This is a genomic window from Parasphingorhabdus sp. (assembly GCF_039939955.1).
Classification (GTDB): Bacteria; Pseudomonadota; Alphaproteobacteria; order Sphingomonadales; family Sphingomonadaceae; genus Parasphingorhabdus.
Genome location: NZ_JBDVHS010000006.1, coordinates 231,704 through 256,968 on the forward strand (window position 1 = coordinate 231,704; position 25,265 = coordinate 256,968).

Genomic DNA, 25,265 nt, shown 5'->3' on the forward strand with positions numbered 1-25,265 from the left:
TCTGCCATTAGGCGGAGGTCAAGTTTTTTGGGGGACATTCATGCTATCGGCAATCGGACTTATCGGTGGACTAATATTGCTCATCTGGATGACCGTGCGCGGGGTGAACATCCTGATCGCGGGGCCCGTCGCCGCTGCAATAGTCGCCCTAACCAGCGGCATCGCATGGCTCCCGCCACTCGCGGTTGAAGGCGCGCCGGATTTTGCCACTGCCTATATGGACGGCTTTGTCGGCTTCTTCAAAAGCTGGTTCTTCATGTTCCTACTCGGCGCAATATTCGGCGAGATCATGGGGGCCAGCGGCGCTGCCGCCAGCGTTGCCCATTGGGTGATCGAGAAGATCGGAATCAAACATGCGGTTCTGGCTGTGGTCGCAGCCTGTGCGATCCTCACCTATGGCGGAGTCAGCGTGTTCATCGTGTCGTTCAGCGTTTATTCCCTCGCCGTGCACCTGTTTCGCGAAGCGGATCTTCCGCGACGCTTCATTCCGGCAGCGCTGGCCTTCGGGTCGGTGACCTTCACCATGACCAGCGCCGGCAGCCCGGAAATCCAGAATCTGATCCCGATGGAATTCCTTGGCACCACAGCCTATGCGGGCTGGGAGGTTAGTCTGGTTGTTGCTCTGTTCATGGCCGTTACCGGGCATTTCTGGCTCAATCATATGGTCAAACGCGCCGTTGCCAAGGGCGAGCATTTTGTTGGCCGCGAGAGCGATGATGACAATACCGACTTTGGCAATCTACCCGCACCACTATTGTGTATTCTGCCACTGGTCGCGGTGCTGGCTATCTTTCTGATCTTCCAATATCCGCAGGAAATGGGGCCGCTGTCAGCAGTCCTGCCGCAAAATTCGCTCGACAAATGGGCCCTGGTCGCGGCCTTGGGATCGGGCGCGGTCGTCGCCCTGATCGTCGGCTACCAGAAGTTAAAATCCATGCCCGAAGCCTTTTCGCGCGGCGCGAGCAGTGCGGTGGTCGCGATTACCAACACCTGCGCGGTGGTCGGTTTCGGATCGGTCGCCAAGCTGTCACCGGCCTTTCAGGAAGCCTTGATCATGGTGCAGAATATTCCGGGTAGCCCGCTGATTGGCGCGGCCATCGCAGTCACCGTGATCGCCGGTCTGACCGGCTCGGCATCGGGCGGCCAGTCCATCGCCCTGCCCTTGATCGCACCCCATTATATGGATGTTGGCGCCCAACCCGACGAGCTACACCGCGTCGTCGCCATCTCCTCCGGTGCGCTCGATAGCCTGCCGCATAATGGCTATGTCGTGACCACCATCCGCGCGGTTTGCGGGGAGACTCACAAAGATGCCTATGGCGCGGTTGGCGCGCTGACGGTCGTGATACCGGTGGTTGGAACGATCATGGCGGTCGTCTTGTTCGGAATCTTCTAGCGCTGAATAGAACCCTCCAATCCTCTAGCCATTGGAAGGGTTGGAAGCATGTTGCGCGTTGCGGACAGACAAAAAGGATAGCTAAGATTTTACCTTAACTATCCTTTATAATCATCTGTTAAACTTATATCATTTGACCTGATAACGGGACATAATCTCTATTTCAACCGCTCAATCTTGCTCGCGGCTTCGTCGATGATGGCGGTGACTTCCAATATCTTGTCCGATCCCTTTTCTTCGTCGGCCAACCTTATGCGGGTGGCGCTTTTCAGATTGTGGATGGCGCGACGGACGGATGCGCCGCCACTGGCTTCACCCATTTTCGATACGCCTTCCAGCCGTTCGAGAATCTCGGCTATATGCGCCTCGTCCTCGGCCAGCAAAGCGGTACCCGATTTGGTGATCGAATAGACTTTTTTGCCGTCATCATCGACCGCTTCGTCGATCTGGTCCATTTCTGCCATCAGGGTCAGTGTCGGATAGACGATCCCCGGGCTGGGCGCATAATGACCACCGGTCAGCTCTTCGATCTGACGGATCAAATCATAGCCGTGCCGCGGTTCTTCCGCGATCAGATGCAACAGCACCAATTTCAGCTCGCCGCGCCGGAACATCCGGGCACGTCTTTTGCCCTTCCCGCCTTCAAAAGCAGCCTGTGCAAAAGCCCGGGCAAATTTTTCGCCGGTCATTCCTTTGCGTCCGCGACCGCGTCCAGAACCGCGCCCGGATCCACCGGGGCCTCCTGATCCAAATTTCATTCCATGTCTCATATTATGTTCTTTCTTTATATTTATCTTTATATCTAAGATGACTCTAAGATATATCTTTATATTATCTTTGCAATAGGGATTTCCCGAAAAATACCCAACCAATTGAAATTTCGTTAGAATTATGGGCTGACACCAAGGGCTGACGACAGAAAACAGCGGGTTAAAGATACTGGACTAACGACGACAAGCTGTTAATCGTTTGGTTAAACCCAAGATGGAGTAGCCAATGACAACCCCAATTCACGGACAATGTGACCCCCGCTTTGAACCAGTCAAAAAGGCTTTTGAGAATAATTTCAGCGAGCATGATGATCTCGGCGCGTCGGTTGCGATCACGCTAAACGGCGAATTTGTCGTTGACCTGTGGGGCGGCCATCTTGACGAGGATCGCACCCAGCCGTGGCAGGAAGATACGCTAGTCAACGTATGGTCGAGCACCAAGACGATGGCGGCAATGTCGCTGTTGATGCTCGCGGATCGCGGCGAGGTGGATCTACATGCTCCCGCTGCCAAATATTGGCCCGAATTTGCCCAGAATGGCAAAGATTCTGTCGAAGTTCGCCATTTTCTAAGCCATAATGCCGGTCTTTCCGGCATGGATGAAAAGGTCGAGGGCGACGCGCTTTATGACTGGGAATGGATGACCGCCGCTTTGGCGAGACAGGCCCCGTGGTGGGAACCGGGCACGCAGTCCGGCTATCACGCCCTGACCCAAGGCCATCTGATCGGCGAAATCGTTCGGCGCGTCACCGGCCAGACGATCGGCAATTTCTTCCGTCAGGAAATCGCGGAACCAACCGGTGCTGATTTTCACATTGGTGCATCAGAAGGTCTTGATGCGCGCATCGGCAATCTGGTTCCGCCATCCAGCGCAGCCTCACGTGGTGGCCCTGAAACCATCGCCGGACGCACCTTTGCCAATCCCGGCGTCAAAGCGACTGAACCGCGAAAGCGGGCTTGGCGCGCAGCAGAAATACCAGCCGCCAATGGTCAGGGCAACGCACGCAGCATTGTCCGTGCGCAAACGGCTATGGCTAACGGTGGTCAGGCCTTTGGAAAGACACTCTTGTCCGAAGCGGGAACGAAACGCATTTTCGAGAAACAAAGTGAAGGCACGGATCTGGTGCTCGGTCTGCCGGTGACATTCGGCATGGGCTATGGCCTGAATAGCTCAGCAACGCCCATCAGTCCCAATACAAATAGCTGCTATTGGGGCGGCTATGGCGGGTCGTCGGTGATCATCGATCAAGATGCCGGCCTGTGTTTTTCCTATGTCATGAACAAGATGGAGACCGGACTGCTCGGCGATCCTAGAGGATTCGGACTGGCCGCCGCCATGTATATGTCGATGGCCTGAAGCGAGGCTGCCGCCCCTATCCCATAATGGCTAGTCGGCACGGGCACCGGCTCTCGCTAGAACAGCCGTTCAACCTTTCAGCAAGAGGCTGCTATGGATTTAGGAATTGCGGGAAAAATTGCACTGGTCAACGGCGGCAGCGCCGGACTGGGACGCGGGGCTGCCTTGGCACTGGCGAAAGAGAAGACAGAGCTGTTCATCACCGCGCGAGGCGAAGAGCGGCTGCATAAGACCTGTGAAGAGCTGGCCCGCGAAACCGGGGCCAATATCACCCCGATTGTCGCCGATCATAGCAGCGACGAAGGCCGGGAGACCGTTCTCTCCATCTGCCCCAATCCCGACATATTAGTAGCGACCTGCTCCCCTCCCCCCTTCTCCGGCGATTTCCGCACCGTCGGACGGGCGGAATGGGAGGAAGCGCTTTCACTCACTCTGCTCAGCCCGGTGGAATTTATCAAATCGGTGATCGATGGCATGGTCGAGCGCAAATGGGGCCGGATCGTCAATATCGCGACCGGCGCCGCCAAATATCCGGCGGCGATGCGGGTGCTGTCCGGGCCGCCGCGAGCCGCTTTGGTCAACTATACGGTGGCAGTGGCAAAACAGGTCGCCAGCCATGGCGTGACCATCAACAATATCCTGCCCGGCATGCATCATACGGATGGAATCAGGGGCATGTTCGACAGTCAGGCCGAGGCCAATGGCACCAGCTATGACGAGGAAGTCGCGAAATTCGTCAAACAGGTGCGGGTACCGGTCGGGCGTTTCGGCGACGCGGAAGATATGGGCATGTTTGTCGCTATGTTCTGTAGCGAGATGGCCGGCTATGCCACCGGACAGAGCCTGGTGGTCGATGGTGGTATGGGCAATTCGATTTTCTAGTCGAGATGCGCGCGCCTATTTCGGCCGCACGCGCAAAATCTTGCTGGTCGGGCCGCTCTGGTCTTCGGTCAACAGATAGAGATATCCGTCCGGGCCGGTTCGCACGTCGCGAAAACGCGCGTCCAGCTCGCCAAATAGTTCCGCTTGTTTGCCGAGCGATCCATCTGCGTTCATATCCACATGGCGCACATGTTTGAGCGCCAGCGCCGACAGGAAGAGATCACCCTGCCAGTCCGGAAAAGCCTCTCCCGCATATTGGGCAAAGCCCGATGGCGCGATCGACGGCGTAAAATGGACCAGAGACTGCTCGGTGCCTTCAAAGGCTTCATAAGGTGAAATCCGGCCACCGGAATAATCCAGCCCATAAGAAGCCGTCGGCCAGCCATAATTCACGCCGCGCTTGATCTCGTTGATTTCGTCGCCGCCAGCCGGGCCATGTTCATTTTCAAGGACACGGCCGTCTGCCGCCAGGATGATGCCTTGCTGATTGCGGTGCCCGTAGCTCCAGATTTCCGGCAACACACCGTCTTCTTCGACAAAGGGATTGTCCATCGGCACGCCACCATCATCATTCAACCGGACGATCTTGCCAAAATGATTGTCCAGCTTTTGCGCTTCCTCGCGAAAGTGAAAGGCATCGCCGACCGGCATCATCAACGTGCCGTCGGGCAGGAAGATGATCCGCGCACCATAGTGATTGCCCTGTATCCGGCTCGGCGCGGCGGCAAATATCTGCTGGCCGTTGCTGATCCGTGGCGCGCCGTCAGCATCGCTATATGCAAATCGCATCAGCGAAAGCGTATTCGTGCCATCGCCCTGCTCTGCCGCATAAGAAATATAGAGCAGGCCGTTGTCGGCAAAAGCGGGGTGCAGCGCCACGTCGAACAGACCGGCTTGCGCGCCCGCAGCAACATGAACCTTGGGATAGTCCGCGCCGCTAGCAAAATCATGGACCAGCGTTGCGGTCCCGTCGGCGGCGATATGCTTTAGCTTGCCGGTGCGCTCGGTCACCAGCATATGGCCATCGGGCAGAAAGGCGAGCGACCAGGGATGGTCAAGACCTTCAGCCACCGTTTCAATCGTGTAATTGACCGGTCCGGCATCGACCCGACCCACGGCTTCGCTGGTCTTTGTGCCGTCGGATGATGCCCCCTGATTGGAACAGGCCGCCAAAGCGCCGATCGCGACAACGGAAAGGATGGTTTTGAAATTTCGCATATTGGTTCCCTGCTTGAACGCGCAATCTATCAAATTTCTGCGGTCTGACCACCCTCTCTAAATCAAGCCTTGATCGTCACAGCAAAGCATTTAGGCTGGACGGCTCACAGGGGAGTTTCGGAATGCGTTTTATTCGGTGGATTATCGGCCTGATTGCAGCGGCATTGGCGACCTATGTTGTCGGCACCACGCTGAACGCGCAATCGGTTATCGCCCTACACGATATCCCCGTCAGCATCGGCGACCGGCTCAACATGACCCTGTTCGATATTTCCAACATGGTTGCCTATCTGGTGATCATTGCCATCGCCTTGCTGCTCGGCTTTCTGATCGCCACCCTATTGAAACGCTTTTTGCCCAATCTGGCGCGTGTCGCCTATCCGATCGCCGGCGCCGCCGCGATCGGGGTCACGCTGGGCGCCATGTATATGGTATTCCAGACCATCCCGATCAGCGGCGCACGATCGACCATGGGTTTCCTGTCGCAGATATTGGCTGGCGCCATTGGCGGCTGGGTGTTTGCAAAAATTGCAGTCCAACCCGTCACCCCAGCGAAGGCCGGGGCCTAAACCAAGGGTAGCGAGATTCCCGTAGGCGCGTTGGATGCCAGCCTGCGCTGGCATGACGGGATAGGGTCAGTGCTTCGCGAAGTCAGGACCCCTTCAACCGGAAGGACTATTCTTCCGGCTTCTTCGCCACACCAACAAACGCCGGCCGCAGCAAGCGATCCTTGATCATATAACCAGCCTGCATTTCCTGCACGATCGTGCCGGGCTCTTCATCATCGGTCGGCACTTCGACCATCGCCTGATGCTGGTTGGGATCGAGCGGCAGGCCGACGGAGGCGACGCGCTTGATGCCGTTTTTCTCGAACACGGTTTGCAATTCGCGGCCGGTGGCTTCGATGCCGCCGATCAGGCCTTTCCACTTTTCCTCGTCCTTCACTTCAGACGGAATGGCTTCCAGCGCGCGGTTCATATTGTCCATCACCGACAGCATGTCGCGGGCAAAGCCGGTTGCGGCGTAATTGCGGGCGTCCTGCGCGTCTTTTTCGAGACGGCGGCGGACATTTTGGGTCTCTGCCTGCGCATAGAGGACCGCCTGCTGGGCTTCGGCCAGTTCGGTTTCCAGCGCTTCGATACGATTATCGGAATTTTCCGGCTGGGAAGCTTCACCTTCACCGCCTTCTTTCATGCTCTCGGGCACGCCTTCCAGCTCCGCTTCCACGGCAGCGTCAACGGTCTTTTCATCTTTGGCTTCAGGCTTCGTATCACTCATATTTTCGTCACTCATTTCAATAATCTGGAAAGCGATTGCGCGGTAAAGTCTACCATGGGTACTACCCGCGCGTAATTCAACCTTGTGGGCCCAATCACGCCGACCACGCCAACCACCTGTCCGTCGCTGTCTTTGTAGGGCGCCGCTATCACAGATGAGCCGGAAAGCGAGAATAATTTATTCTCTGCACCGATAAATATTTTTGCCGCCTCCGCATCGCGGGCATTGTCGAGCAGGCGGGCGATTTCCTGTTTGCCTTCCAGTTCGTCGAGCAAAAGCCGGACCCGGTCGAGATCTTCCAGCGCGCTATTGTCCTGCAGCAGATTTGCCTGTCCGCGCACGATTAGCACCGGCCGGTCCGACGGATCACGGCTCCAGGTGACCAAGCCAGCCTTGACCAATTCTTCCGAAGCTTTGTCGATAGCCAGTTCACCGGCACTAATTTCTCCGCCCACGGTCGCCAGCGCCTCGCTCAGCGTCTTGCCGCCATAGCGCGCGGTCAGATAGTTTCCCGCTTCCACCAGCACCGATTCCGACACGCCGGGCGGCAGGTCGAGCACACGGTTTTCCACAACCCCGTCCTGGGACACCAGGATCGCGAGCCCCTGCCCTTCGGACAATTTCACGAAACTAAACTGTTTGAGCAAAGGCTCCCGTTTCGGCACCAAAACTAGCCCTGCGCAGGAAGACAGGCCGGAGAGCATTGAGGTCGTGGCGCGCAAGGCGTCCTCGACCGGGCCTTGTTCGGTAATCTGGCTTTCAATCGCAGCGCGTTCCTGCCGCGAAGGCTCCGCCGCCTGCATCATGCCATCGACAAATAGCCGCAATCCCAATTCGGTCGGCACCCGCCCCGCGCTGGTATGCGGTGCGGCAAGCAGGCCGATTTCCTCTAGATCCTGCATGACATTGCGGATCGAAGCGGGCGAGAGTTCCAGTCCCGGCGCCTTGGATATCGTCCGCGACCCGACCGGCGCACCGCTATCCAGATAGGATTCCACAACAACGCGGAAAATATCCTGCGCGCGGGTGGTCATTTCGGTGATCGGGGTGTTGGTCATGGGGTGTAGATAGGATGAATCTCAATCGGTTTCCAGCGCGCAATTGAGCGTCGCTGTGCTCCGCGCTTCATGCGGAGCTGGTGCGGCGGTTGACGCCCTCTGCCTCCAGAGCTCCGCATCAAGTGCGGAGCACAGTTGTTGCCTCTCCCCATGTGAGCGGTTAAGGACGCGCCAACTCAAAAAAGGAACGACCCATGCGCCCATCAGGACGCGCGCCAGACGAAATGCGCGCTATTTCCATCGAAACCGGATTTACCAAACATGCCGAAGGATCATGTCTGATCGGCTTTGGTGATACCAAGGTGATTTGCACCGCGAGTATCGAAGAACGGATTCCGCCATGGCTGCGCGGCAAAGGTGAAGGCTGGGTTACCGGCGAATATTCGATGCTGCCACGGGCAACCAATACCCGCAATTCACGCGAAGCGGCGCGCGGCAAGCAAAGCGGCCGGACGCAGGAAATCCAGCGCCTGATCGGACGCAGCCTGCGCGCAGTCGTCGACATGAAGAAGCTGGGCGAGCGCCAGATCACGGTCGATTGCGATGTCATTCAGGCCGACGGCGGCACAAGAACCGCCTCGATCAGCGGTGCATGGGTCGCGCTGCGCCTCGCGGTCAACGGATTGCTCGATATGAAGCTGATCAGCGAAGATCCGATCGAACAGAAAATCGCCGCGATCAGTTGCGGCATTTTCGAAGGCACGCCTGTGCTCGACCTCGACTATGACGAGGACAGCAACGCTGGCGCCGACGCCAATTTCGTGCTGACCGGCGATGGCAATATCGCAGAAGCGCAAGCGACTGCCGAGGGCCAGACCTTCGACGACGAAGGCCTAATGCGCTTGATGCGGCTGGCGAAAATCGGTTGTGACCGTATTTTCGAAGCACAAGACAAGGCAGTTAGCTAGGATTTGACTGCAAGAACAACCGTTCGTGCTGAGCTTGTCGAAGCACCTCGAGACGCGAACTGCCCTTCCACAGGCTCAGAGCGAACGGAATTGAGAAATATATGACCACCCACCGCAAGCTCACTCCCGGACGGCTCGTCATCGCCAGCCACAATCAGGGCAAGGTGCGGGAAATCCGTGCTTTGCTGGAACCCTTTGGCATTGAACCGGTATCCGCGGGCGATCTCGACCTGCCCGAACCGGAAGAAACCGGAACGACCTTTGCGGAAAATGCGTTGCTGAAAGCACGGGCGAGCGCCGAGGGGGCGGATTGCGTGGCTCTGGCCGACGATAGCGGACTCTGCGTCACCGCGCTGGACGGCAAACCGGGTGTCTACACCGCCGACTGGGCCGAACGCCAATGGTTCGAAGGCGACAAAGGTCGCGATTGGTACATGGCCATGGGCAAGGTTGAGGGAAAGCTCGCCGAACAAGGGCCGAATGTCGACCGGAGCGCCTATTTTATCGCCACGCTCGCACTTGCTTGGCCGGATGGCCATAGCGAGGTCTTCGAAGGCCGCGTGCAGGGCAATCTGATCTGGCCCCCGCGCGGGACTTTGGGTTTCGGCTATGATCCCGTGTTCCAGCCGATCGGCTTTGACCAGAGCTTTGCCGAACTTGATCCGGCGCAGAAACACGAGATGAGTCACCGGGCCGATGCGTTTCAGAAATTGGTCGCGGGCTGTTTGTCCTAGGCGACAGATAGAGCATGACCGAACCCGCGCCCCTCGCCCTCTATATCCACTGGCCGTTCTGCGTCTCTAAATGCCCCTATTGCGACTTTAACAGCCATGTCCGTGAGCAAGTGGATATGGCTGCGTGGCGCGCGGCCCTGCTCGCCGATATGGCGCATGAAGCGGCGCTGACAGCAGGACGCAAGCTGTCGAGCATCTTCTTCGGCGGCGGCACGCCGTCACTAATGCCGCCCGCGCTGGTCGAAACACTAATAGCAGCAGCGGAGCGCCATTGGGGCTTTACAGACGAAATTGAAATCACGTTGGAGGCCAATCCGTCATCGGTCGAGGCCGCAAATTTTCATGATCTCGCGCGCGCCGGCGTGAACCGGGTTTCTCTTGGCCTGCAATCGCTAGACGACCAGACCCTCGAATTTCTCGGACGCGCCCATGATGTCGATGAAGGCCTCGCTGCGCTCGACACCGCGCAACAAGCCTTCGACCGGGTCAGCTTTGATCTGATCTATGCGCGCCCCGGCCAATCACTCGACGATTGGCAGGCGGAGCTGGAACGGGCCCTGTCCTTCGGCACCGGCCATCTTTCGCTTTATCAGCTGACTATTGAACCGGGCACGCGGTTTGAAACATTGGTGCGCACCGGCAAGCTGATTCCCGCCGACGATGACCATTGCGCCGACCTGTTCGAGCAGACGCGCGGCATGATGATGGCGGCTGGCCTGCCCGCTTATGAGATTAGCAACCACGCCCGCGCCGGACAGGAAAGCCGCCACAATCTGACCTATTGGCGCTATCAGGACTATATCGGCATCGGCCCCGGCGCGCACGGGCGACGGCTGAACAGCGCAACCGAGCGGCACAAGAAGCCGGAAAATTACCTCTCGGCAGTGGATCGCAATGCCAACGGCCTGAAAATCGAACAGGCGCTATCGCCGGACACGCGGGTAATGGAAGCACTGATGATGGGCCTCAGACTCGCGGAAGGCGTCGATCTGGTCGATTTGGAAGCCAAAACCGGGCTCGCCGTTCCGCACATGCTGGATCAGAAAGCCGTGGATCAGCTAAGCCAACTGGATCTGCTGGAAACGACCGGCGGGCGATTAACCATCTCGCCTAAAGGCAAGCCGCTGCTTGATGCGCTGTTGCCAAAGATCATCGCAGATATCTGAAGCTCCTTGCGATTCTCTAACGTTTAAGGGGCGTTGAATTCTATCCACTTAGCTGTCACAATCATGCCAGTTCATCGGAGAAGCAGCATGGGTATATTCGGCGTCATCAAGCGTGAAATCCAATTCACCCACTCGTTAAAAAAGGTAATGGCGCAGGTGAAGGACATTGATCCGACCGCCCATATCCTGATCACCGACGATATCGAATCCACGATCAATAGCTACCCGAACAATATCGCCTTTCATTTTGAAGGTGATAAGATGACCTACGCAGAGCTTGATGAGCGCGCCAACCGTATTGCCCATTGGGCATTATCCCAAGGCTATCAGGCAGGCGACACGGTCGCCCTTTTCATGGAAAATGCCCCCGATTTTGTCGCCACTTGGTTCGGCCTGTCAAAGGTCGGGGTCATCACTGCCCTCATCAACAGCAATCTCGAGGGCACAGGCCTTGCCCATTGCCTGAATATCGTTGCGACCAAGGCGGTCATCACCAGCGCTGATCTGGCACCCCGGGTGTCCAAAATAGCCGCGCAGCTTGAAGGCGCACCGGCGCTTTGGGATTGGGACGGAGGTGTCGGCAAGGACCTGAATAGCGCTTTGGCCCAATTGCCTTATGATCGCCCGGATCAAAGCCACCGTGCCCATATGACCGGTCATGACCTGTTCCTCTACGTATACACATCCGGTACAACCGGCTTACCCAAAGCAGCCCGAATTTCACATGCCCGCGCCCGCCGCAGCTTCCGCATTGGTATTTCAACCTGTCCGCTGACCCCGGAAGATCGCATCTATATCACCCTGCCGCTCTATCATGTGACCGGCGGATTCATCGGCCAGGGCGGGGCGTTGTTGAGCGGCGCATCTGTCATTTTGCGGCGCAAATTTTCCGCATCCAAATATTGGGATGATGTCACTGATCATGGCGCGACCGTGATTGTCTATATTGGCGAGCTGTGCCGTTATCTGCTCAACCAGCCGAACCATCCCAAAGAGCGCGCTCATAATTTGCGGGTTGGCATCGGCAATGGCCTGCGCGCCGATATCTGGCAGCAATTTGTCGACCGTTTTCAGGTACCCAAGCTGCTCGAGATATACGGCTCGACCGAGGGCAATATCTTCCTGATGAATTTCGATGGCAAGATCGGCGCCGTCGGCCGGATTCCGAAATTTCTGGAAAAGCAGTTTGGCGATACCCGGATTGTGCAATTTGATGTTGCGGAGGAACAACCGATACGCGGCAAAGACGGTTTTTGCATTCAGGCGGACTGGGACGAGGCTGGCGAACTGGTCGGAAAGATCCACGCCGAAAGCGCATCCGATTTCTCCGGCTATCAGGACAAAGACGCGACCGAGAAGAAAATCCTGCGCGACGTGTTTGAAAAAGGTGACGCCTGGTTCCGCTCGGGCGACCTGATGAGCCGGGATCGCGCTGGTTATATCTATTTCAAGGATCGGATTGGCGACACGTTCCGCTGGAAAGGCGAGAATGTCGCGACCAATGAAGTGTCCGAAATACTCTCGCAATATCCTGGGATCAAGACCGCCAACGTCTACGGTGTCGAAGTACCAGCCACCGACGGTCGCGCGGGCATGACCTCGCTGACCGTAGCGGATGACTTCGACATTTCTGGACTGCGCGCTTTTCTCACCCACGAAATGCCGCATTATGCAGTGCCTCTGTTCATCCGGATTGAACCAGAAGCGCAGACCACGGGTACGTTCAAATATCGCAAGGTGGAACTGGTCAAGGAAGGCTTTGACGTTACCACCGTAGGCGACCCGATCTGGTTCGGGAAACCCGGTGCGGATGGCTATGAAGCCCTGTCCGAAGCCGAACACGCCAAGATTCTGTCAGGTGAATATCGTTTGTAGCGGAGATGTTCCAATTTGGAGATTGATTCCGCGTCTGCTAAAACAGTATCCGTTCGCCCTGAGCCTGTCGAAGGGTGGACAGACGCCATGCTTCGACAGGCTCAGCACGAACGGGTTTTATGGGCGATAGTTCTCAATCGATCATCAATGGTTTTTCAGCCCACCTGCGCGATGATCGGCGACGGTCACAGCATACGGTGCGCGCCTATGTGATCACGGCGGAGCGTTTCTGCGCCTTTCTGATGGAGCATATTGGCAGCAATGTCGGGGTGGAGGACATTAAAGCACTCAAACAGGCCGACATCCGTTCCTATCTCGCCTATCGCCGGGGAGACGGCCTGACCAACAATAGCGCCGCGCGGGAATTGTCCGCCTTGCGGGCTTTCCTCAAACATGTTGGTGGTGACGAAGCGCAGATACCGAAAATCAAAGGCCCCAAAGTCAAACGCGGCGTTCCTCGCCCCGCTTCCCCCGACGATATCATCGCACTGGCAGAAGATGTTCAGGACAGTGCCAGCACCGACTGGGTGGGCGCGCGGGACTGGGCGGTGTTGCTGCTGCTCTATGGTTCGGGTCTCCGGATTAGCGAAGCGCTCGATCTGACCGGCGATGCCCTGCCCTTGTCCGATACATTGCGCGTCACCGGCAAACGCAGCAAGGTCCGGATCGTGCCCTTGCTGCCAAAAGTCCGCGAAGCGATCGCACATTATATCGATCTCTGTCCTCATGTGATGGAACCAGATCAGCCCATTTTCCGTGGCAAACGTGGTGGGCCACTGTCACCCAATTTGATCCGCCGCGTTGTGCAGCAGGCCCGCACCAAGCTCGGTATCTCCGATAAAACCACGCCCCACGCTTTGCGCCACAGCTTTGCGACACATCTTCTGGCTGGCGGCGCAGATTTGCGGAGCCTGCAAGAATTATTGGGCCATGCGAGCCTGAGTTCAACGCAAGTCTACACAGCGGTCGATGCGGCGCATTTGCTTGATATATATGAAAATGCCCATCCGAGATCTGGTTAGATGTTCAATCCGCCCAGCGCTTCTAAATGGAAGATTATCCGGCGATAAATGCGGTCACTGAAGCGCATCGGTCCGACCATCGAAACGAATTTACAGGGCCTTGAGGAACTTCTCCGCCATGCGGTCAAACGGATCAAGGTCTGACGCGCCCCTGCAACTTTCATTATATTGTATTAATGGGTATGTATGTGTATATTTATGGGATAAAAAATCTTAGAATATTTTTATAGTGGATTGTAAAACAAAGAAACTGTTAACTTTTCAAGAATATTTCACTAGCTCGGGGGTCGCAAACGCCCGAACAAAGGGGGCTAAGATTTGATCCATCAATCTAAACACAACATGATAGGCGATTCTTTTGAACGCGGGAAAGCCAAGGCTCTAGAAAAAATAGACGCTGAAGCCGCTGACACACATTTTTTGACAGAACTTAGACTGTTGCAAAAAAAAGAGTTTAAGAATCTTAGAACAGAGGTTGAACGTAAATTAGCGCACACCAACTATCAAACCGAACGGATCGACGACGAACAATTCCGTATCCGAACGGATCATGCTAGGGGCCAAAAATCTAGCATGAGATTTCGACTGATGCCGGCTCAAAATCACAAATATCGCACAGAGGTGGCGATTGAAATATGGACGCCGTCAACACCAAATGGTTTCCGTTCCTACGGCAATAAGACTATCGCGAAATCCCTAGAGATGCTTGGCGAATTCATTGTCCGATTCCCGTGTCGAACTGAGTTTGAGATTGCACAGGAGGAAGCATATTGGTTTGCACAAAACACGCAGCAACGAACGCGTAGACGCAATAAGCGACTCAGACAGCTGCTTTGGTTTGCCATTATCGTCAGCGTCGTGAACTTCGGCCAATGGCAGACGCTATGACCATTAGTAGATCAATCGAGCCGCCGCTCAATCGCATCTAGGATCATCCCCGCCAGATCAGTACCGTCATAATTGCCAATCGCGACAATCCCCGTCGGTGAGGTAACATTGATTTCGGTCAGCCATTTGCCACCGATCACGTCGATGCCGACGAAGATCAGTCCGAGCCGCTTCAAGTCGGGGCCCATCGCTGCACAGATTTCTTTCTCGCGATCAGTCAGTTCGGCTGGCTCGGCATAACCCCCCTGTGCAAGATTGCTGCGAAATTCGCCTTCACCCGGCTTGCGGTTAATCGCGCCCGCGACTTCTCCATCGATCAGGACAATGCGCTTATCGCCCTCATGCACTTCAGGAAGAAAGGGCTGCACCATATGTGGCTCTGGCCATGTTTGATTAAAAACCTCAAATAAAGCACTCAAATTACTACCATCTTCTGGAACCAGGAAAATGGCTTTACCGCCATTTCCATGCAACGGCTTGACCACGATCCCGCCATGTTCCGCCTGAAAAGCGCGCACTTCATCAAGATCGCGGGTGATCAGGGTTGGCGGCATAAATTGCGCATAATCGAGCACATAGACCTTCTCCGGCGCGTTGCGAACGCTCGCCGGGTTATTGACCACCAGAGTCTCGCTTTCGATCCGCTCCAGCAAATGGGTGGCGGTGATGTAGCCGACATCAAAGGGCGGGTCCTGACGCATCAACACAACATCGACATCGCTGCCAAGGTCCAGTTTGACCGGATCACCAAAAGAAAAATGATCGCCCTGCACCGGCTGTACCGTCACGGGATGGGCCGGCGTGGTCAGGCGACCATTGGCGTGCAAGGTCAGGCCCTTTACGTCATAGTGGAATAGCGCATGACCGCGTTTCTGCGCAGAGAGCATCAGCGCAAAACTGCTGTCACCGGCAATATTCACGCTTTCCATCGGGTCCATCTGTACAGCGATTTTCAGGGTCATTTATTTGCTTTCATTCACACTGTGTTTGGCAATCCATAACCGCTCATTCTGAACTTGTCGAAGGGCGTTTTTATTTGCGGCAGCAAAGGAAAAATGCACCCGACATCCTAAAATTCACTGCGACGGGTCAATATTGACCGTTCAATGTTGCGTGGCGCACTAAAACCCGTGCCATACGTTGGTCAAATGTACGGGCAAACGGCGCGGAGCGATCAGAATCACGTCTATCCGCGCGTCTTCGCCTTTGGTGCAATATTCTGGATAGAGGATTTCTGCAGCGTCAGCGACCCGCTTGAGCCGCTTCAGATCGATCGACTGTTCCAGGTCCGCAAGCTTGCTCCGGGCCTTGACCTCGACAAAGGCCACCAATCCGCCGCGCTTGGCTATCAGGTCCACCTCACCGCGCGGTGTCCGAACGCGTTCCGCCAATATCCGCCAGCCTTTCAAGCGCAGGAAGCGGGCGGCGGTTTTTTCGGCCTGACGCCCCCGCTTTTCCGCTGCCTCGCGTTTCATGCCGTACCGTCTGCTTTCCAACGATTGGCTAGGTCATAGAGCGCCTTGCGATCGGTGCTAAAAGCCCGCGCCACCTCGCCCGCAGCCTTAGAGGCAGGCAGGCGCTTCAACGCCTCCCGCAGCGCCGCTTCGATGTCCTGCTCGCTCGCGGCTTCCGGTGGGCCGGGCGGGCCAATGACGACGACAATCTCACCTTTCGGCTTTTCCGAACCATAGCGATCGCCGAGTTCACTGAGGGATCCGGTCACGGCTTCTTCAAACCTTTTGGTGATTTCGCGAACAACCGCGGCTTTGCGGTCTCCCAATATGGCCTGTGCATCCGCCAGCATCGCGCCCAGACGGGAACCGTTTTCGTAAAAGATCAGACTGGCGTTCAGCGCCTTCAATGCGCCGAGTGCTTCGGTTCGCGCCTTCGCCTTACTGGGCAAAAAGCCTTCAAAAAGAAACCGGTCGCTTGGCAATCCAGATAGCGTCAGGGCCGCAATGGCAGCGCTTGGGCCAGGAATCGTGGTCACATAAAGCCCGGCCGCTTGCGCATCACGCACCAGCTTATAACCGGGGTCAGAGATCAGCGGCGTGCCAGCATCGCTGACAAGTGCGACAATTTTACATCCCATCGCATCCAAAATGCTATCGCGGTCAGCCGTAGACTTATGGTCATTATAGACCATCATTTTTGATTTTTTACCAATGTGATTCAGTAGCTTGCCTGTCACTCTAGTGTCTTCCACCAAAATGATATCGGCGATGCCGAGTATCTCTTCGGCACGACGCGACAAATCTCCAAGGTTGCCGATTGGGGTTGCGACGATATAGAGACCGGATTGGGCAGGAGCAGACATATGACAGTCATGGCAGACAAGGCACATCAAGGACAAGATCAAACCAGAAGGCGCGGTCTTTTAAAATGGGCAAGCGCTTCGGCTTTTGTCTTTCTAGCGGGCTGCGCTACCGTCATTCCCGGCGGTCCCCAATCAGCACCATCCGGGACATCGACACCGGCACCAGTGTCCGCAGGCCTGCCCGAGGACCAGAAGCACCATCGTATAGCCCTACTGGTTCCGCTGTCCGGTAAAAATTCCGGCGTTGGCCAATCGCTCGCCAATGCCACGACCATGGCGCTGCTCGACACCAAGGCCGCTAACATCCGCATGACCAGCTATGACACGGCCAAAGGCGTCAGAACGGCAGCCCAAAATGCCATCCGCGACGGCAACAAGCTGATCATCGGCCCCCTACTCAGCGACAATGTCGTAGCCACCGCCAATATTGCGCGCCCAGCCGGCGTGCCGATCTTGAGCTTCACCAACGACACCGGCGTTGCAGGCAACAATGTCTATATTCTTGGCCATATCCCGTCGCAGTCGATCAACCGGGTCGTAAAATATGCACGGTCCAAAGGCATGTCACGCTTTGCGGCCCTCGTCCCCAATGGCGTCTATGGACAGCGGGCGTCCTCAACATTGCTGCGACAGGTGAAAGACGTAGGCGGCACTGTGGTCTCCATCCAGACATTCAACCGCGATTCAAAATCTATTGAGGCTGCGACCAAGAAGCTGAACCAGAACGGGGAGTTCGAAGCGGTTCTGCTCGCCGATAATGGCGATATGGCAATCAAGGCAGCGCCTTATATTCGCAACAATGCGAGTAAAACGGCGAAGATTCTGGGCACTGACCTCTGGAATACGAGCAGCAATCTAGCAGGTGCACCATCGGTTCGGGGCGCATGGTTCGCCAGCGTTTCCGATGGCCTCTACAAGCAATATGCCAATAAGTATCGCGACCGCTATGGCCGGGCACCGTTCCGGCTGTCCAGCCTCGGCTATGATTCGGTGTTGCTGACGGTAAAGGTAGCGCGCAACTGGAAAGTCGGCTCGCCCTTCCCGATCAACCAACTGACCGATCCGGGTGGATTCATCGGACTGGACGGCGTCTTCCGTTTCAAATCCAATGGTATTTCGGAACGGGCGTTGGAAGTTCAGGAAATCCGCAGAGGCAGCTTTACCGTAGTCGATCCGGCGCCAAGAGCGTTTTGATAAAAGCCTTGGTCATCCTGAATATATTTCAGGATCCCTGACGTTCGACCATTATCTCAAGGGTTCCTGAAACACGTTCAGGGCAACGGATATCTTGCCTAACCGATATTCTGACCGGTCGACTCCCAGTCTTTGAGGAAGCCTTCCAGCCCTTTGTCCGTCAGCACATGTTTGAACAGACCGCGGATGACATTGGGCGGCATGGTGCCGACATCAGCACCGATACGGGCGGATTCGAGCACATGGATAGGATGACGGATCGAGGCGACCAATATCTCCGTGTCGAACGCATAATTGTCGTAAATCAGCCGAATATCTTCGATCAGGGTCATGCCGTCGAGGCCGTTATCATCATGACGCCCGACGAAGGGAGAGATGAAGCTAGCTCCCGCTTTCGCGGCGAGCAGCGCCTGACTGGCCGAGAAGCAAAGCGTGACATTGACCATTGTGCCTTCGCTGGTCAGCGCCTTGCAGGTCTTTAAACCGTCAATCGTCAATGGTACCTTGATACAGACATTGTCCGCGATTTTGCGCAGAACCTCTGCTTCTTTCATCATCGCGGCGTGATCCAGCGCGACCACTTCGGCGGAGACAGGACCGTCCGTCAGACCGCAAATTTCCTTGGTCACTTCCATGATATCCCGACCCGATTTCTTGATCAGCGAGGGATTGGTGGTGACACCGTCAACCATGCCGGTCGCGGCTAGGTCAGCGATTTCCGCAGTATCGGCGGTATCTACGAAAAATTTCATCACTCTGACTCCAAATATTAGGACAATATGGCTGTTGCCGATTGCCTATCCGCTTTCCGTCAGACGGGGAACTGCCACCCGATCGATAGCGGCAGAAAGCTGTGGATAATTTGGGGGAAGATTCCGGTATAAATATCCTAACAAGGCTTTCCCGAACCCCTGTAGCGATCTGCGATGATAGATCATCATCTCTCTTATTTTCGCCAAAGCAAGAATGACGAATGATGATTACCTGCCTATAGCATGGATATGAATCGCGTTCGCGTCCTTCTTCTCAATGCCGCTTTGGGTCCGCTCGATTACCGCGTACCCGATGGTATGCAAGTCGAGCCGGGTTCCATCGTAATGGCCCCGCTTGGCCCCCGCAAAATGCCCGGCATTGTGTGGGAGGCCGATAGCTTTCCCGTGGAAGAGATCGACCCGAAAAAGCTGCGACCACTGCTTGAACTGCGCGATGTACCTCCGTTGCGTGCTCCACTGCGCCGACTGATCGAATGGACAGCCGCCTATTATTTCGCCTCACCTGCATCGGTCTTGCGCATGGTATTGTCGAGCGGAGCCGCCTTTGCCGACAACCGGCCGATCAGCGAATATCGATTGAACGGCAAAATTCCCGATCGCATGACAGCACAGCGCGAACAGGCGCTTGAAAAGCTCATCGATGCACAAGGTACGATCAGCGAGCTAGCCCAAAAAGCGGGCGTCTCGATCGCGGTCATCCGGGGCCTAGAGAAACTGGGGGTTTTTGATCGAGAGGAAATATCCCCTTTCGCTGCGACGTCAGAACCCACAGCCAATTTCGGCACGGTCGATCTCAGCGACGACCAGACAAATGTCAGCAACGTCTTGATAGACGCCGTGCGCGCATCCCAGTTCAAGCCGTTTTTGCTCGATGGCGTAACCGGTTCGGGCAAAACCGAGGTCTATTTCGAGGCGGTTGCAGAAGCGCTGCGCCAAGACAAGCAGGTGCTGGTCCTGCTTCCCGAGATCGCGTTGACCGAACCATTTCTTGCCCGCTTCGAGGCCCGTTTCGGTGCCGAACCCTTGGCATGGCACAGCGGGATGAAGCAGTCGGAGCGCAAGAAGAACTGGCGGGCGCTGGCCGAAGGCAATGCTCGGGTGATTGTCGGTGCGCGCTCTGCCCTGTTCCTGCCTTATGCCAATCTCGGCCTGATCATCGTCGATGAAGCCCATGAAACCAGCTTCAAGCAAGAAGATGGCGTGCGCTATCACGCCCGCGATGTCGCAGTCATGCGCGGGTTATACGAAAAAATTCCGGTCATTCTAGCCTCCGCTACCCCCGCGATAGAAAGCCGCCATCAGGTTGAGCAGGGCAATTATGAACTGCTCAACCTGCCGGCACGGTTCGGCGGGGCAACGATGCCAGACATCGAAGCGCTCGATCTAACCGAGGATGTGCCGCCACGCGGAAACTGGCTCGCCCCTACGCTGGTCAATGCGCTCGAAGAAAATCTCGGCAAGGGTGAACAATCTCTCTTGTTCCTCAACCGCCGCGGGTTTGCGCCGCTGACCTTGTGCCGGACCTGTGGTCACCGGATTGATTGTCCCAATTGCACCGCATGGATGGTCGAGCATCGCCTGACCCGCCGCCTTGCCTGCCATCATTGCGGCCATGTCATGCCGCTCCCCGAAAAATGCCCCGAATGCGGTGACGAGGACAGTCTTGTGGCTTGCGGCCCGGGCGTCGAACGGATTTGCGATGAAGTCAAAATGCTATTCCCGCAGGCCCGAACGGCAATTGTGACCTCGGACACGATCTGGTCACCCCAGCGCGCTGCCGATTTCGTCAATCAAATGGAAGCGGGGGCAATTGATATCGTCGTCGGCACCCAGCTGGTGACCAAAGGCTATCATTTTCCCAATCTCACTCTGGTAGGTGTGGTCGATGCCGACATCGGGCTGGAAGGCGGCGATTTGCGCGCAGCTGAACGCAGTTTTCAGCAGATTGCGCAGGTAGCCGGACGGGCTGGACGCGCGGAAAAACCGGGCCGGGTCTACGTCCAGACCCGTATGCCGAGTGCCCCCGTAATCCAGGCCCTGATCAAGAATGACCGGGAAGGCTTTTACACCGCCGAAATCGAATCCCGCCGACAAGCACTGGCTCCGCCTTTCGCGCGCTGGGCCGCGATTATCGTTTCGTCCGAGGACAATAAGGAAGCGATGGAAACCGCACGACTGATAGGCCAGACCGCTCCCAAGCTCGACGGTTTCTCGGTATATGGCCCGGCCCCTGCCCCATTGGCGATGTTGCGCGGTCGACACCGGCACCGGTTGCTGGTTCATGCTCTGAGATCCGTCGACTTGCAGGACATCATGCGCGACTGGCTGGAACAGCTAGAATGGCCCCGTGCGGTGCGTGTCGGGGTGGATGTGGACCCCTATAGTTTTGTTTGATGGACTTTCCTCCGCACTTGATGCGCGGCTTTGGCTTCGGTAGCGCTGATTGCCTATGAGGCTCCACATTGATTCTGAAGCACAACTGAAAGCCCCGCTATGAACCGACTTCTTGCGATCATCAGTATATTGGCGGCCACTCTGTTAGCCGGCCCCGCCCAGGCCGACCCCGCAGACATCAGCGCCGCCAGCCGTTCGGTTGTTCGGGTCGTGCTCGCGGCAAAGGACGGCAACAAGGTTGCGTTCGTCGGCCATGGCAGCGGCTTTGCGGTTGCGCCCGACAAGATTGTAACCAACGCCCATGTCGTAGAGATTGCACGACAAGAGCAGTCGGTTGTCATCGGGATCATCCCGTCGCAGGGCGGGATCAGCTATGGTGGACGGATCATCGCATATTCGCCAGATAATGACCTTGCGCTCATTCAGGTATTGGACGGTGGACGTTTGCCACCATTGGCGGTTTTTGGTGGCCCTGTTGCCGATGGCGCAGATGTGGTGGCGGTCGGCTATCCCGGCTCTGTCGATCGGGCCCAAGGTCTCGATCTGGATGATCTGATCAACCCGATGTCGCCGGTCAAGACCACCGGCACCGTATCCGGCGGACGGACTACCAAGCAATTTGACACAATCCTGCACACGGCGCCCATTGCATCGGGCAACAGCGGCGGACCGCTAATCGACAATTGCGGCCGGGTGCTCGGCGCGAACAGCTTTGGATCCATCAGTGACGGCAATGACGCGGAATTTGGATTTGCCGTGTCAGCGCGTGAAATATTGGCCTTCTTACGCAAAGCTGGCGTAAAGGCGGGATCAACGGCAAGTCCCTGCCGTTCTGCCGCAGAGATCAGCCAAGAAGAACAGCAGCGTGAAGCCGCCGCCCGTGCGCAAGTCGAAGCCGCAAAGCAGGCGGAAGCCCTCAAGCGCGAACGCGCAGAAACCAAATTGCGCACCGGCATATCGCAAGACATTATTACCGAACGTGAAAATAGAATAGCCATGGCCGCACTGATGCTGGCTCTGGCCCTGCTAGCCGCTGGCGGCGCGGGCGTCCTGATGGTTCAGGGCAAGCGCAATCCGGCGATCATGGCAGCCGGCGGCGCAGCAGTTCTTCTCCTCGGTGCCGTCATAACCTTCCTGTCACGCCCGGATTTCAGCGAGATCGATGACCGGGTCGCAGCCGCACTGCAAGAGCAATCCGGCAAGGGTGAAACCCCGACATCCATTACCGCAGCAGGCCGGTATCAGTGCACGATCAATCCCCAGCGCAGCCGGATCACCGTGTCACAAGAGAATGAACTGCCGATCGAATGGACGGAGGGCGGCTGCGTCAACGGCCGCACCCAATATGGCCGCGACGGCGCCAAATGGTCGCGCATATTTGTGCCCAATGAAGAACAGACAATCACGATCAGCAGCTTCCAGCCGGATCGCAGCGAATTTACCGAAGAACGCTATTTGATGGGACTGGAAGCGATGACCAAAGCCCGCGCCATCCGCGCCCAATATGGCAACCGGGCCTGCACGACGGACGATAAGGCACTGGCCGATATCGAGGATATGGTGAAAGCGATCAGAGCCGAACTACCCAGCCAGGCGAATGAACGGTTGGTTTATGAGTGCAAAAAACCCGCTCAATAATCGGGTTCACCGCCCGCGAACACTTTCTGCGCTTGTCCAGTCAGCCAATCCATCGCTGCGGCCCATGATTGATGGCCGTGACTGATCCGGGCAACGCCAAGCTCAGCCAATGCCTTATGATCTGGTCCGTCCGGCGCGCGCAGGATATTGACCGGCAAAGGCGATGCTTCGCAAATGGCTCCAATACAATCTGCTTTGCCCAGGAAGGGGACAAATAGGCTCCCTGCCCCGGCATCCGCATATATTTTCGCGCGTTCGAGAACCTCCGCCACCAGGGCTTCACCATTATCTTCGGCCGATTGACCGCGAAAAACATCGCAGCGGGCGTTCACCCAAATCCCGGTTGAGGCAGCGGCCTTCAATCTTTCTGCATACACCTCCGGTGCCAACAACTTGTCTTCACCCGGCATGCGATCTTCCATGTTGATACCGCTGGCGCCCGCATCATAGGCACGTTGCACGGATTGGCGCACTTCCGATGCATCGGCACCATATCCAGCCTCTAGATCAATACTGATCGGCAGCTCCGACACAGATGCAATATGGTCCAGATTGGCAATCGCATCATCAAGAGAAAACGCCTCACCATCGGCGATGCCCTGCGCTCCTGCGACACCATAGCTTCCAGTGGCCAAGGCCTTTGCGCCCGCTGCTGCGACCGCATTTGCACTGCCCGCATCCCAGATATTGATCAATATCAGGGGATTGCCCGGAACATGGAGGTCACCAAAGCGCTTTATTTTCTCGTTCATTTTGCTTCCTTTTCCAGCAAAGATTGCTTGATCTCCAGTCCATAGGCATAGCCGCCCATCGTCCCGTCGCTGCGCACCACGCGGTGACAGGGGATCAGGACCGCGACATTATTGGCGCCATTGGCACTGCCCACGGCACGGACCGCTTTGGGCTTGCCGATGGCGGCGGCAATATCGGCATAGCTGCGGGTTTCGCCCTCGGGGATTTTACGCAGTTCCTGCCAGACCGCTTCCTGAAAAGCGGTGCCCCGAACATCGAGCGGGATATTATGGGGTCGTCCGGGTGTTTCGACCTGAGCGACCACATCACTCAGCAGCTGTTCGAATGCTGCCCCCCCCTTTGACAAGTCCGCTTTCGGAAAGCGTTGGCGCAATTCTGCTTCCCCCTCATTGAAGGACAGGCAGCAAACGCCCTTTTCTGTAGCCGCAACCAACATGATACCGAGAGACGTTTCAACGGTCGCCCAATATACGGTCGCCCCTATCCCGCCATTTTTCCAAACATTCGGTGCCATACCCATTTTGCGTTCCTCATAAAATCGTGAAGCGGAGCCATAGCCAGCATCATATATCGCCTCGGTCACTGACACCCCGCTGGCCAAGGCATCCTCCACCCGTTCGGATCGTAATGCCCGTGCATAGGCCGCGGGAGACAGGCCCGTATCCCGTTTAAAAATCCGCTGAAGATGGGTCGGTGAATAACCGGTTAGATCGGCCAACTCGCCTAACTTCGGCGCAGTCTCAGCCATGCGAATAGTGTCGATCACTAGCTTTACCGCTGCTTCATCGCGGGCGACATCATTGGGGTGACAACGCAAACAGGCCCGCAGGCCTATTGCCTCTGCCTGCTCTGCTTTTGCAAAGAAGCGCACATTTTTACGTTTCGGATGGCGGGCAGCGCAAGAAGGGCGACAATAGATTCCCGTACTCAGGACGCCAGTGACGAATTTGCCATCAAACGACCGGTCACGGGCCTGCATCGCGCTCCACGCTTGATCGCTATCGACTTGTTCGTCGGTCATGACTCGAATCTCTCCACCCGCGCGACAAAACATCCATGGGCTGCATTGTGCACGTCTATATAGGTAACCTCGTCCAGTTCAAAGAGTTGACGGATGGTTTGGTCGGCGTCACCGGGCAAAGACAGGCTGGCGGTTTTCAGCCTGCTATCCTCGCCGAACGCGCGCATACCAAGAGGGCGGTCGTGAAAAACCGGCGGCACTGCATCCGTATATTGCGCCGCTTCTGTCTGTCCGGTTCTCACAAATATCGCATATGAACTTCTGTAAGGAGAATCCACATCATGGGATATATGGTGAAACAAGATCAGCTCTTCGCCTACTTCCGCGTCCTCCAGAGAGATGCGGCATGGAAAGCCTGGTTTACTGGTTGCGGTTATATGCACCGCGCGCAGCGCTTTGAGCTCTTTTTCGGTTGCGCCCTGAAAAGACTTGGCAATATCCGGGCTCAATCCCGTGATTTGATAGGTCATAAATAGTCTCCAATACGGGTTACTACTGCGGATTTAAATGACATCGACCGAAGCGGCTTCCCGTATCTTGCGTTCAAAGCAAAATATTCTGCACGGGATAATTGAAAGCCGCAAAAAACTGCTGGTTTCGTCTCCCAAAAAAATGATTCCCAA

24 protein-coding genes are annotated in these 25,265 nt (G+C 56.4%); 13 read left to right on the forward strand and 11 right to left on the reverse strand.

Going from position 1 to position 25,265, the window contains the following annotated elements:
* Nucleotides 1-40 precede the first annotated feature (40 nt).
* On the forward strand, nt 41-1,396 hold the full coding sequence (locus ABJG22_RS12295) for a GntP family permease (protein ID WP_348020564.1): 1,356 nt from the start codon (nt 41-43) through the stop codon (nt 1,394-1,396).
* 158 nt (nt 1,397-1,554) lie between these two features.
* Here the strand turns inward: ABJG22_RS12295 and ABJG22_RS12300 are convergent, their stop codons facing one another.
* On the reverse strand, nt 1,555-2,154 hold the full coding sequence (locus ABJG22_RS12300) for a PadR family transcriptional regulator (protein ID WP_348020565.1): 600 nt from the start codon (nt 2,152-2,154) through the stop codon (nt 1,555-1,557).
* A 238-nt stretch (nt 2,155-2,392) separates the two neighbouring features.
* Here ABJG22_RS12300 and ABJG22_RS12305 point away from each other — a divergent pair, with 238 nt between their 5' ends.
* Nucleotides 2,393-3,523, forward strand: a complete 1,131-nt coding sequence (locus tag ABJG22_RS12305; protein WP_348020566.1) for a serine hydrolase domain-containing protein — start codon at nt 2,393-2,395, stop codon at nt 3,521-3,523.
* A gap of 93 nt (nt 3,524-3,616) precedes the next feature.
* Nucleotides 3,617-4,405 carry an SDR family oxidoreductase gene (locus ABJG22_RS12310; RefSeq protein WP_348020567.1) on the forward strand — a complete coding sequence of 263 codons (789 nt, stop codon included), beginning with the start codon at nt 3,617-3,619 and terminating at the stop codon, nt 4,403-4,405.
* Between the two features lie 15 nt (nt 4,406-4,420).
* Here the strand turns inward: ABJG22_RS12310 and ABJG22_RS12315 are convergent, their stop codons facing one another.
* Nucleotides 4,421-5,623 carry a PQQ-dependent sugar dehydrogenase gene (locus ABJG22_RS12315; protein ID WP_348020568.1) on the reverse strand — a complete coding sequence of 401 codons (1,203 nt, stop codon included), beginning with the start codon at nt 5,621-5,623 and terminating at the stop codon, nt 4,421-4,423.
* Between the two features lie 122 nt (nt 5,624-5,745).
* Here ABJG22_RS12315 and ABJG22_RS12320 point away from each other — a divergent pair, with 122 nt between their 5' ends.
* Nucleotides 5,746-6,192 (forward strand): hypothetical protein, encoded by a 447-nt coding sequence (locus tag ABJG22_RS12320; protein WP_348020569.1) that lies wholly within the window; start codon nt 5,746-5,748, stop codon nt 6,190-6,192.
* Between the two features lie 106 nt (nt 6,193-6,298).
* On the opposite strand, the gene grpE is transcribed toward ABJG22_RS12320, so the two are convergent.
* Together grpE and hrcA are read right to left on the reverse strand one after the other, a co-directional pair.
* Entirely contained in the window at nt 6,299-6,901 is a 603-nt protein-coding gene (gene grpE / locus ABJG22_RS12325; protein WP_348020570.1) for a nucleotide exchange factor GrpE, read from the reverse strand.
* An 11-nt stretch (nt 6,902-6,912) separates the two neighbouring features.
* Entirely contained in the window at nt 6,913-7,959 is a 1,047-nt protein-coding gene (gene hrcA / locus ABJG22_RS12330; protein ID WP_348020571.1) for a heat-inducible transcriptional repressor HrcA, read from the reverse strand.
* Nucleotides 7,960-8,153: 194 nt separating this feature from the next.
* On the opposite strand from hrcA, the gene rph reads away from it, so the two are divergent.
* The 6 genes from rph (at nt 8,154) to ABJG22_RS12360 (ending at nt 14,552) form a co-directional block, all read left to right on the forward strand.
* Complete coding sequence (gene rph, locus ABJG22_RS12335) at nt 8,154-8,867, forward strand: ribonuclease PH (protein ID WP_348020572.1); 714 nt, start codon at nt 8,154-8,156, stop codon at nt 8,865-8,867.
* 101 nt (nt 8,868-8,968) lie between these two features.
* The gene (gene rdgB, locus ABJG22_RS12340) at nt 8,969-9,601 is read left to right on the forward strand and encodes an RdgB/HAM1 family non-canonical purine NTP pyrophosphatase (RefSeq protein ID WP_348020573.1); all 633 of its coding nucleotides are present in this window, start codon (nt 8,969-8,971) and stop codon (nt 9,599-9,601) included.
* 14 nt (nt 9,602-9,615) lie between these two features.
* Nucleotides 9,616-10,767, forward strand: coding sequence for a radical SAM family heme chaperone HemW (gene hemW / locus ABJG22_RS12345; protein WP_348020574.1), 1,152 nt, complete (start codon nt 9,616-9,618; stop codon nt 10,765-10,767).
* Between the two features lie 87 nt (nt 10,768-10,854).
* On the forward strand, nt 10,855-12,642 hold the full coding sequence (locus ABJG22_RS12350; protein WP_348020575.1) for a long-chain-acyl-CoA synthetase: 1,788 nt from the start codon (nt 10,855-10,857) through the stop codon (nt 12,640-12,642).
* A gap of 119 nt (nt 12,643-12,761) precedes the next feature.
* Entirely contained in the window at nt 12,762-13,664 is a 903-nt protein-coding gene (locus ABJG22_RS12355) for a tyrosine recombinase XerC (RefSeq protein ID WP_348020576.1), read from the forward strand.
* A gap of 318 nt (nt 13,665-13,982) precedes the next feature.
* Complete coding sequence (locus ABJG22_RS12360; protein ID WP_348020577.1) at nt 13,983-14,552, forward strand: hypothetical protein; 570 nt, start codon at nt 13,983-13,985, stop codon at nt 14,550-14,552.
* An 11-nt stretch (nt 14,553-14,563) separates the two neighbouring features.
* Here ABJG22_RS12360 and gshB read toward each other — a convergent pair whose 3' ends face one another.
* The 3 genes from gshB to rsmI form a co-directional block, all read right to left on the reverse strand.
* The gene (gshB, locus tag ABJG22_RS12365) at nt 14,564-15,514 is read right to left on the reverse strand and encodes a glutathione synthase (protein ID WP_348020578.1); all 951 of its coding nucleotides are present in this window, start codon (nt 15,512-15,514) and stop codon (nt 14,564-14,566) included.
* 159 nt (nt 15,515-15,673) lie between these two features.
* On the reverse strand, nt 15,674-16,027 hold the full coding sequence (locus tag ABJG22_RS12370) for a YraN family protein (RefSeq protein WP_348020579.1): 354 nt from the start codon (nt 16,025-16,027) through the stop codon (nt 15,674-15,676).
* The gene (rsmI, locus tag ABJG22_RS12375; protein ID WP_348020580.1) at nt 16,024-16,869 is read right to left on the reverse strand and encodes a 16S rRNA (cytidine(1402)-2'-O)-methyltransferase; all 846 of its coding nucleotides are present in this window, start codon (nt 16,867-16,869) and stop codon (nt 16,024-16,026) included. The genes ABJG22_RS12370 and rsmI overlap by 4 nt, the downstream gene beginning before the upstream one ends.
* Here rsmI and ABJG22_RS12380 point away from each other — a divergent pair, their 5' ends adjacent.
* Entirely contained in the window at nt 16,870-18,063 is a 1,194-nt protein-coding gene (locus ABJG22_RS12380; RefSeq protein WP_348020581.1) for a penicillin-binding protein activator, read from the forward strand.
* 98 nt (nt 18,064-18,161) lie between these two features.
* Here the strand turns inward: ABJG22_RS12380 and fsa are convergent, their stop codons facing one another.
* On the reverse strand, nt 18,162-18,815 hold the full coding sequence (gene fsa, locus ABJG22_RS12385) for a fructose-6-phosphate aldolase (protein ID WP_348020582.1): 654 nt from the start codon (nt 18,813-18,815) through the stop codon (nt 18,162-18,164).
* 249 nt (nt 18,816-19,064) lie between these two features.
* Between fsa and ABJG22_RS12390 the strand changes: the two genes are divergently transcribed.
* Entirely contained in the window at nt 19,065-21,230 is a 2,166-nt protein-coding gene (locus ABJG22_RS12390) for a primosomal protein N' (protein WP_348020913.1), read from the forward strand.
* Nucleotides 21,231-21,329: 99 nt separating this feature from the next.
* Complete coding sequence (locus ABJG22_RS12395; protein ID WP_348020583.1) at nt 21,330-22,868, forward strand: trypsin-like peptidase domain-containing protein; 1,539 nt, start codon at nt 21,330-21,332, stop codon at nt 22,866-22,868.
* Here ABJG22_RS12395 and ABJG22_RS12400 read toward each other — a convergent pair.
* Genes ABJG22_RS12400 through ABJG22_RS12410 form a run of 3 tightly spaced genes read right to left on the reverse strand, consistent with a single transcriptional unit; the run spans nt 22,862 to nt 25,112 of the window.
* Nucleotides 22,862-23,620, reverse strand: coding sequence for an isocitrate lyase/phosphoenolpyruvate mutase family protein (locus tag ABJG22_RS12400; protein WP_348020584.1), 759 nt, complete (start codon nt 23,618-23,620; stop codon nt 22,862-22,864). The two genes, ABJG22_RS12395 and ABJG22_RS12400, sit on opposite strands and share 7 nt — an antisense overlap.
* Nucleotides 23,617-24,642, reverse strand: coding sequence for a bifunctional DNA-binding transcriptional regulator/O6-methylguanine-DNA methyltransferase Ada (ada, locus tag ABJG22_RS12405; RefSeq protein ID WP_348020585.1), 1,026 nt, complete (start codon nt 24,640-24,642; stop codon nt 23,617-23,619). The genes ABJG22_RS12400 and ada overlap by 4 nt, the downstream gene beginning before the upstream one ends.
* Nucleotides 24,639-25,112, reverse strand: a complete 474-nt coding sequence (locus ABJG22_RS12410; RefSeq protein WP_348020586.1) for a DUF1203 domain-containing protein — start codon at nt 25,110-25,112, stop codon at nt 24,639-24,641. The genes ada and ABJG22_RS12410 overlap by 4 nt, the downstream gene beginning before the upstream one ends.
* Nucleotides 25,113-25,265 lie beyond the last annotated feature (153 nt).

Coding starts and splice junctions, on each gene's coding strand:
- ABJG22_RS12295 (WP_348020564.1), top strand. CDS start 41: ATGCTATCGGCAATCGGACTTATCGGTGGACTAATATTGCTCATCTGG.
- ABJG22_RS12300 (WP_348020565.1), bottom strand. CDS start 2,154: ATGAAATTTGGATCAGGAGGCCCCGGTGGATCCGGGCGCGGTTCTGGA.
- ABJG22_RS12305 (WP_348020566.1), top strand. CDS start 2,393: ATGACAACCCCAATTCACGGACAATGTGACCCCCGCTTTGAACCAGTC.
- ABJG22_RS12310 (WP_348020567.1), top strand. CDS start 3,617: ATGGATTTAGGAATTGCGGGAAAAATTGCACTGGTCAACGGCGGCAGC.
- ABJG22_RS12315 (WP_348020568.1), bottom strand. CDS start 5,623: ATGCGAAATTTCAAAACCATCCTTTCCGTTGTCGCGATCGGCGCTTTG.
- ABJG22_RS12320 (WP_348020569.1), top strand. CDS start 5,746: ATGCGTTTTATTCGGTGGATTATCGGCCTGATTGCAGCGGCATTGGCG.
- grpE (WP_348020570.1), bottom strand. CDS start 6,901: ATGAGTGATACGAAGCCTGAAGCCAAAGATGAAAAGACCGTTGACGCT.
- hrcA (WP_348020571.1), bottom strand. CDS start 7,959: ATGACCAACACCCCGATCACCGAAATGACCACCCGCGCGCAGGATATT.
- rph (WP_348020572.1), top strand. CDS start 8,154: ATGCGCCCATCAGGACGCGCGCCAGACGAAATGCGCGCTATTTCCATC.
- rdgB (WP_348020573.1), top strand. CDS start 8,969: ATGACCACCCACCGCAAGCTCACTCCCGGACGGCTCGTCATCGCCAGC.
- hemW (WP_348020574.1), top strand. CDS start 9,616: ATGACCGAACCCGCGCCCCTCGCCCTCTATATCCACTGGCCGTTCTGC.
- ABJG22_RS12350 (WP_348020575.1), top strand. CDS start 10,855: ATGGGTATATTCGGCGTCATCAAGCGTGAAATCCAATTCACCCACTCG.
- ABJG22_RS12355 (WP_348020576.1), top strand. CDS start 12,762: ATGGGCGATAGTTCTCAATCGATCATCAATGGTTTTTCAGCCCACCTG.
- gshB (WP_348020578.1), bottom strand. CDS start 15,514: ATGACCCTGAAAATCGCTGTACAGATGGACCCGATGGAAAGCGTGAAT.
- ABJG22_RS12370 (WP_348020579.1), bottom strand. CDS start 16,027: ATGAAACGCGAGGCAGCGGAAAAGCGGGGGCGTCAGGCCGAAAAAACC.
- rsmI (WP_348020580.1), bottom strand. CDS start 16,869: ATGTCTGCTCCTGCCCAATCCGGTCTCTATATCGTCGCAACCCCAATC.
- ABJG22_RS12380 (WP_348020581.1), top strand. CDS start 16,870: ATGACAGTCATGGCAGACAAGGCACATCAAGGACAAGATCAAACCAGA.
- fsa (WP_348020582.1), bottom strand. CDS start 18,815: ATGAAATTTTTCGTAGATACCGCCGATACTGCGGAAATCGCTGACCTA.
- ABJG22_RS12390 (WP_348020913.1), top strand. CDS start 19,065: ATGAATCGCGTTCGCGTCCTTCTTCTCAATGCCGCTTTGGGTCCGCTC.
- ABJG22_RS12395 (WP_348020583.1), top strand. CDS start 21,330: ATGAACCGACTTCTTGCGATCATCAGTATATTGGCGGCCACTCTGTTA.
- ABJG22_RS12400 (WP_348020584.1), bottom strand. CDS start 23,620: ATGAACGAGAAAATAAAGCGCTTTGGTGACCTCCATGTTCCGGGCAAT.
- ada (WP_348020585.1), bottom strand. CDS start 24,642: ATGACCGACGAACAAGTCGATAGCGATCAAGCGTGGAGCGCGATGCAG.
- ABJG22_RS12410 (WP_348020586.1), bottom strand. CDS start 25,112: ATGACCTATCAAATCACGGGATTGAGCCCGGATATTGCCAAGTCTTTT.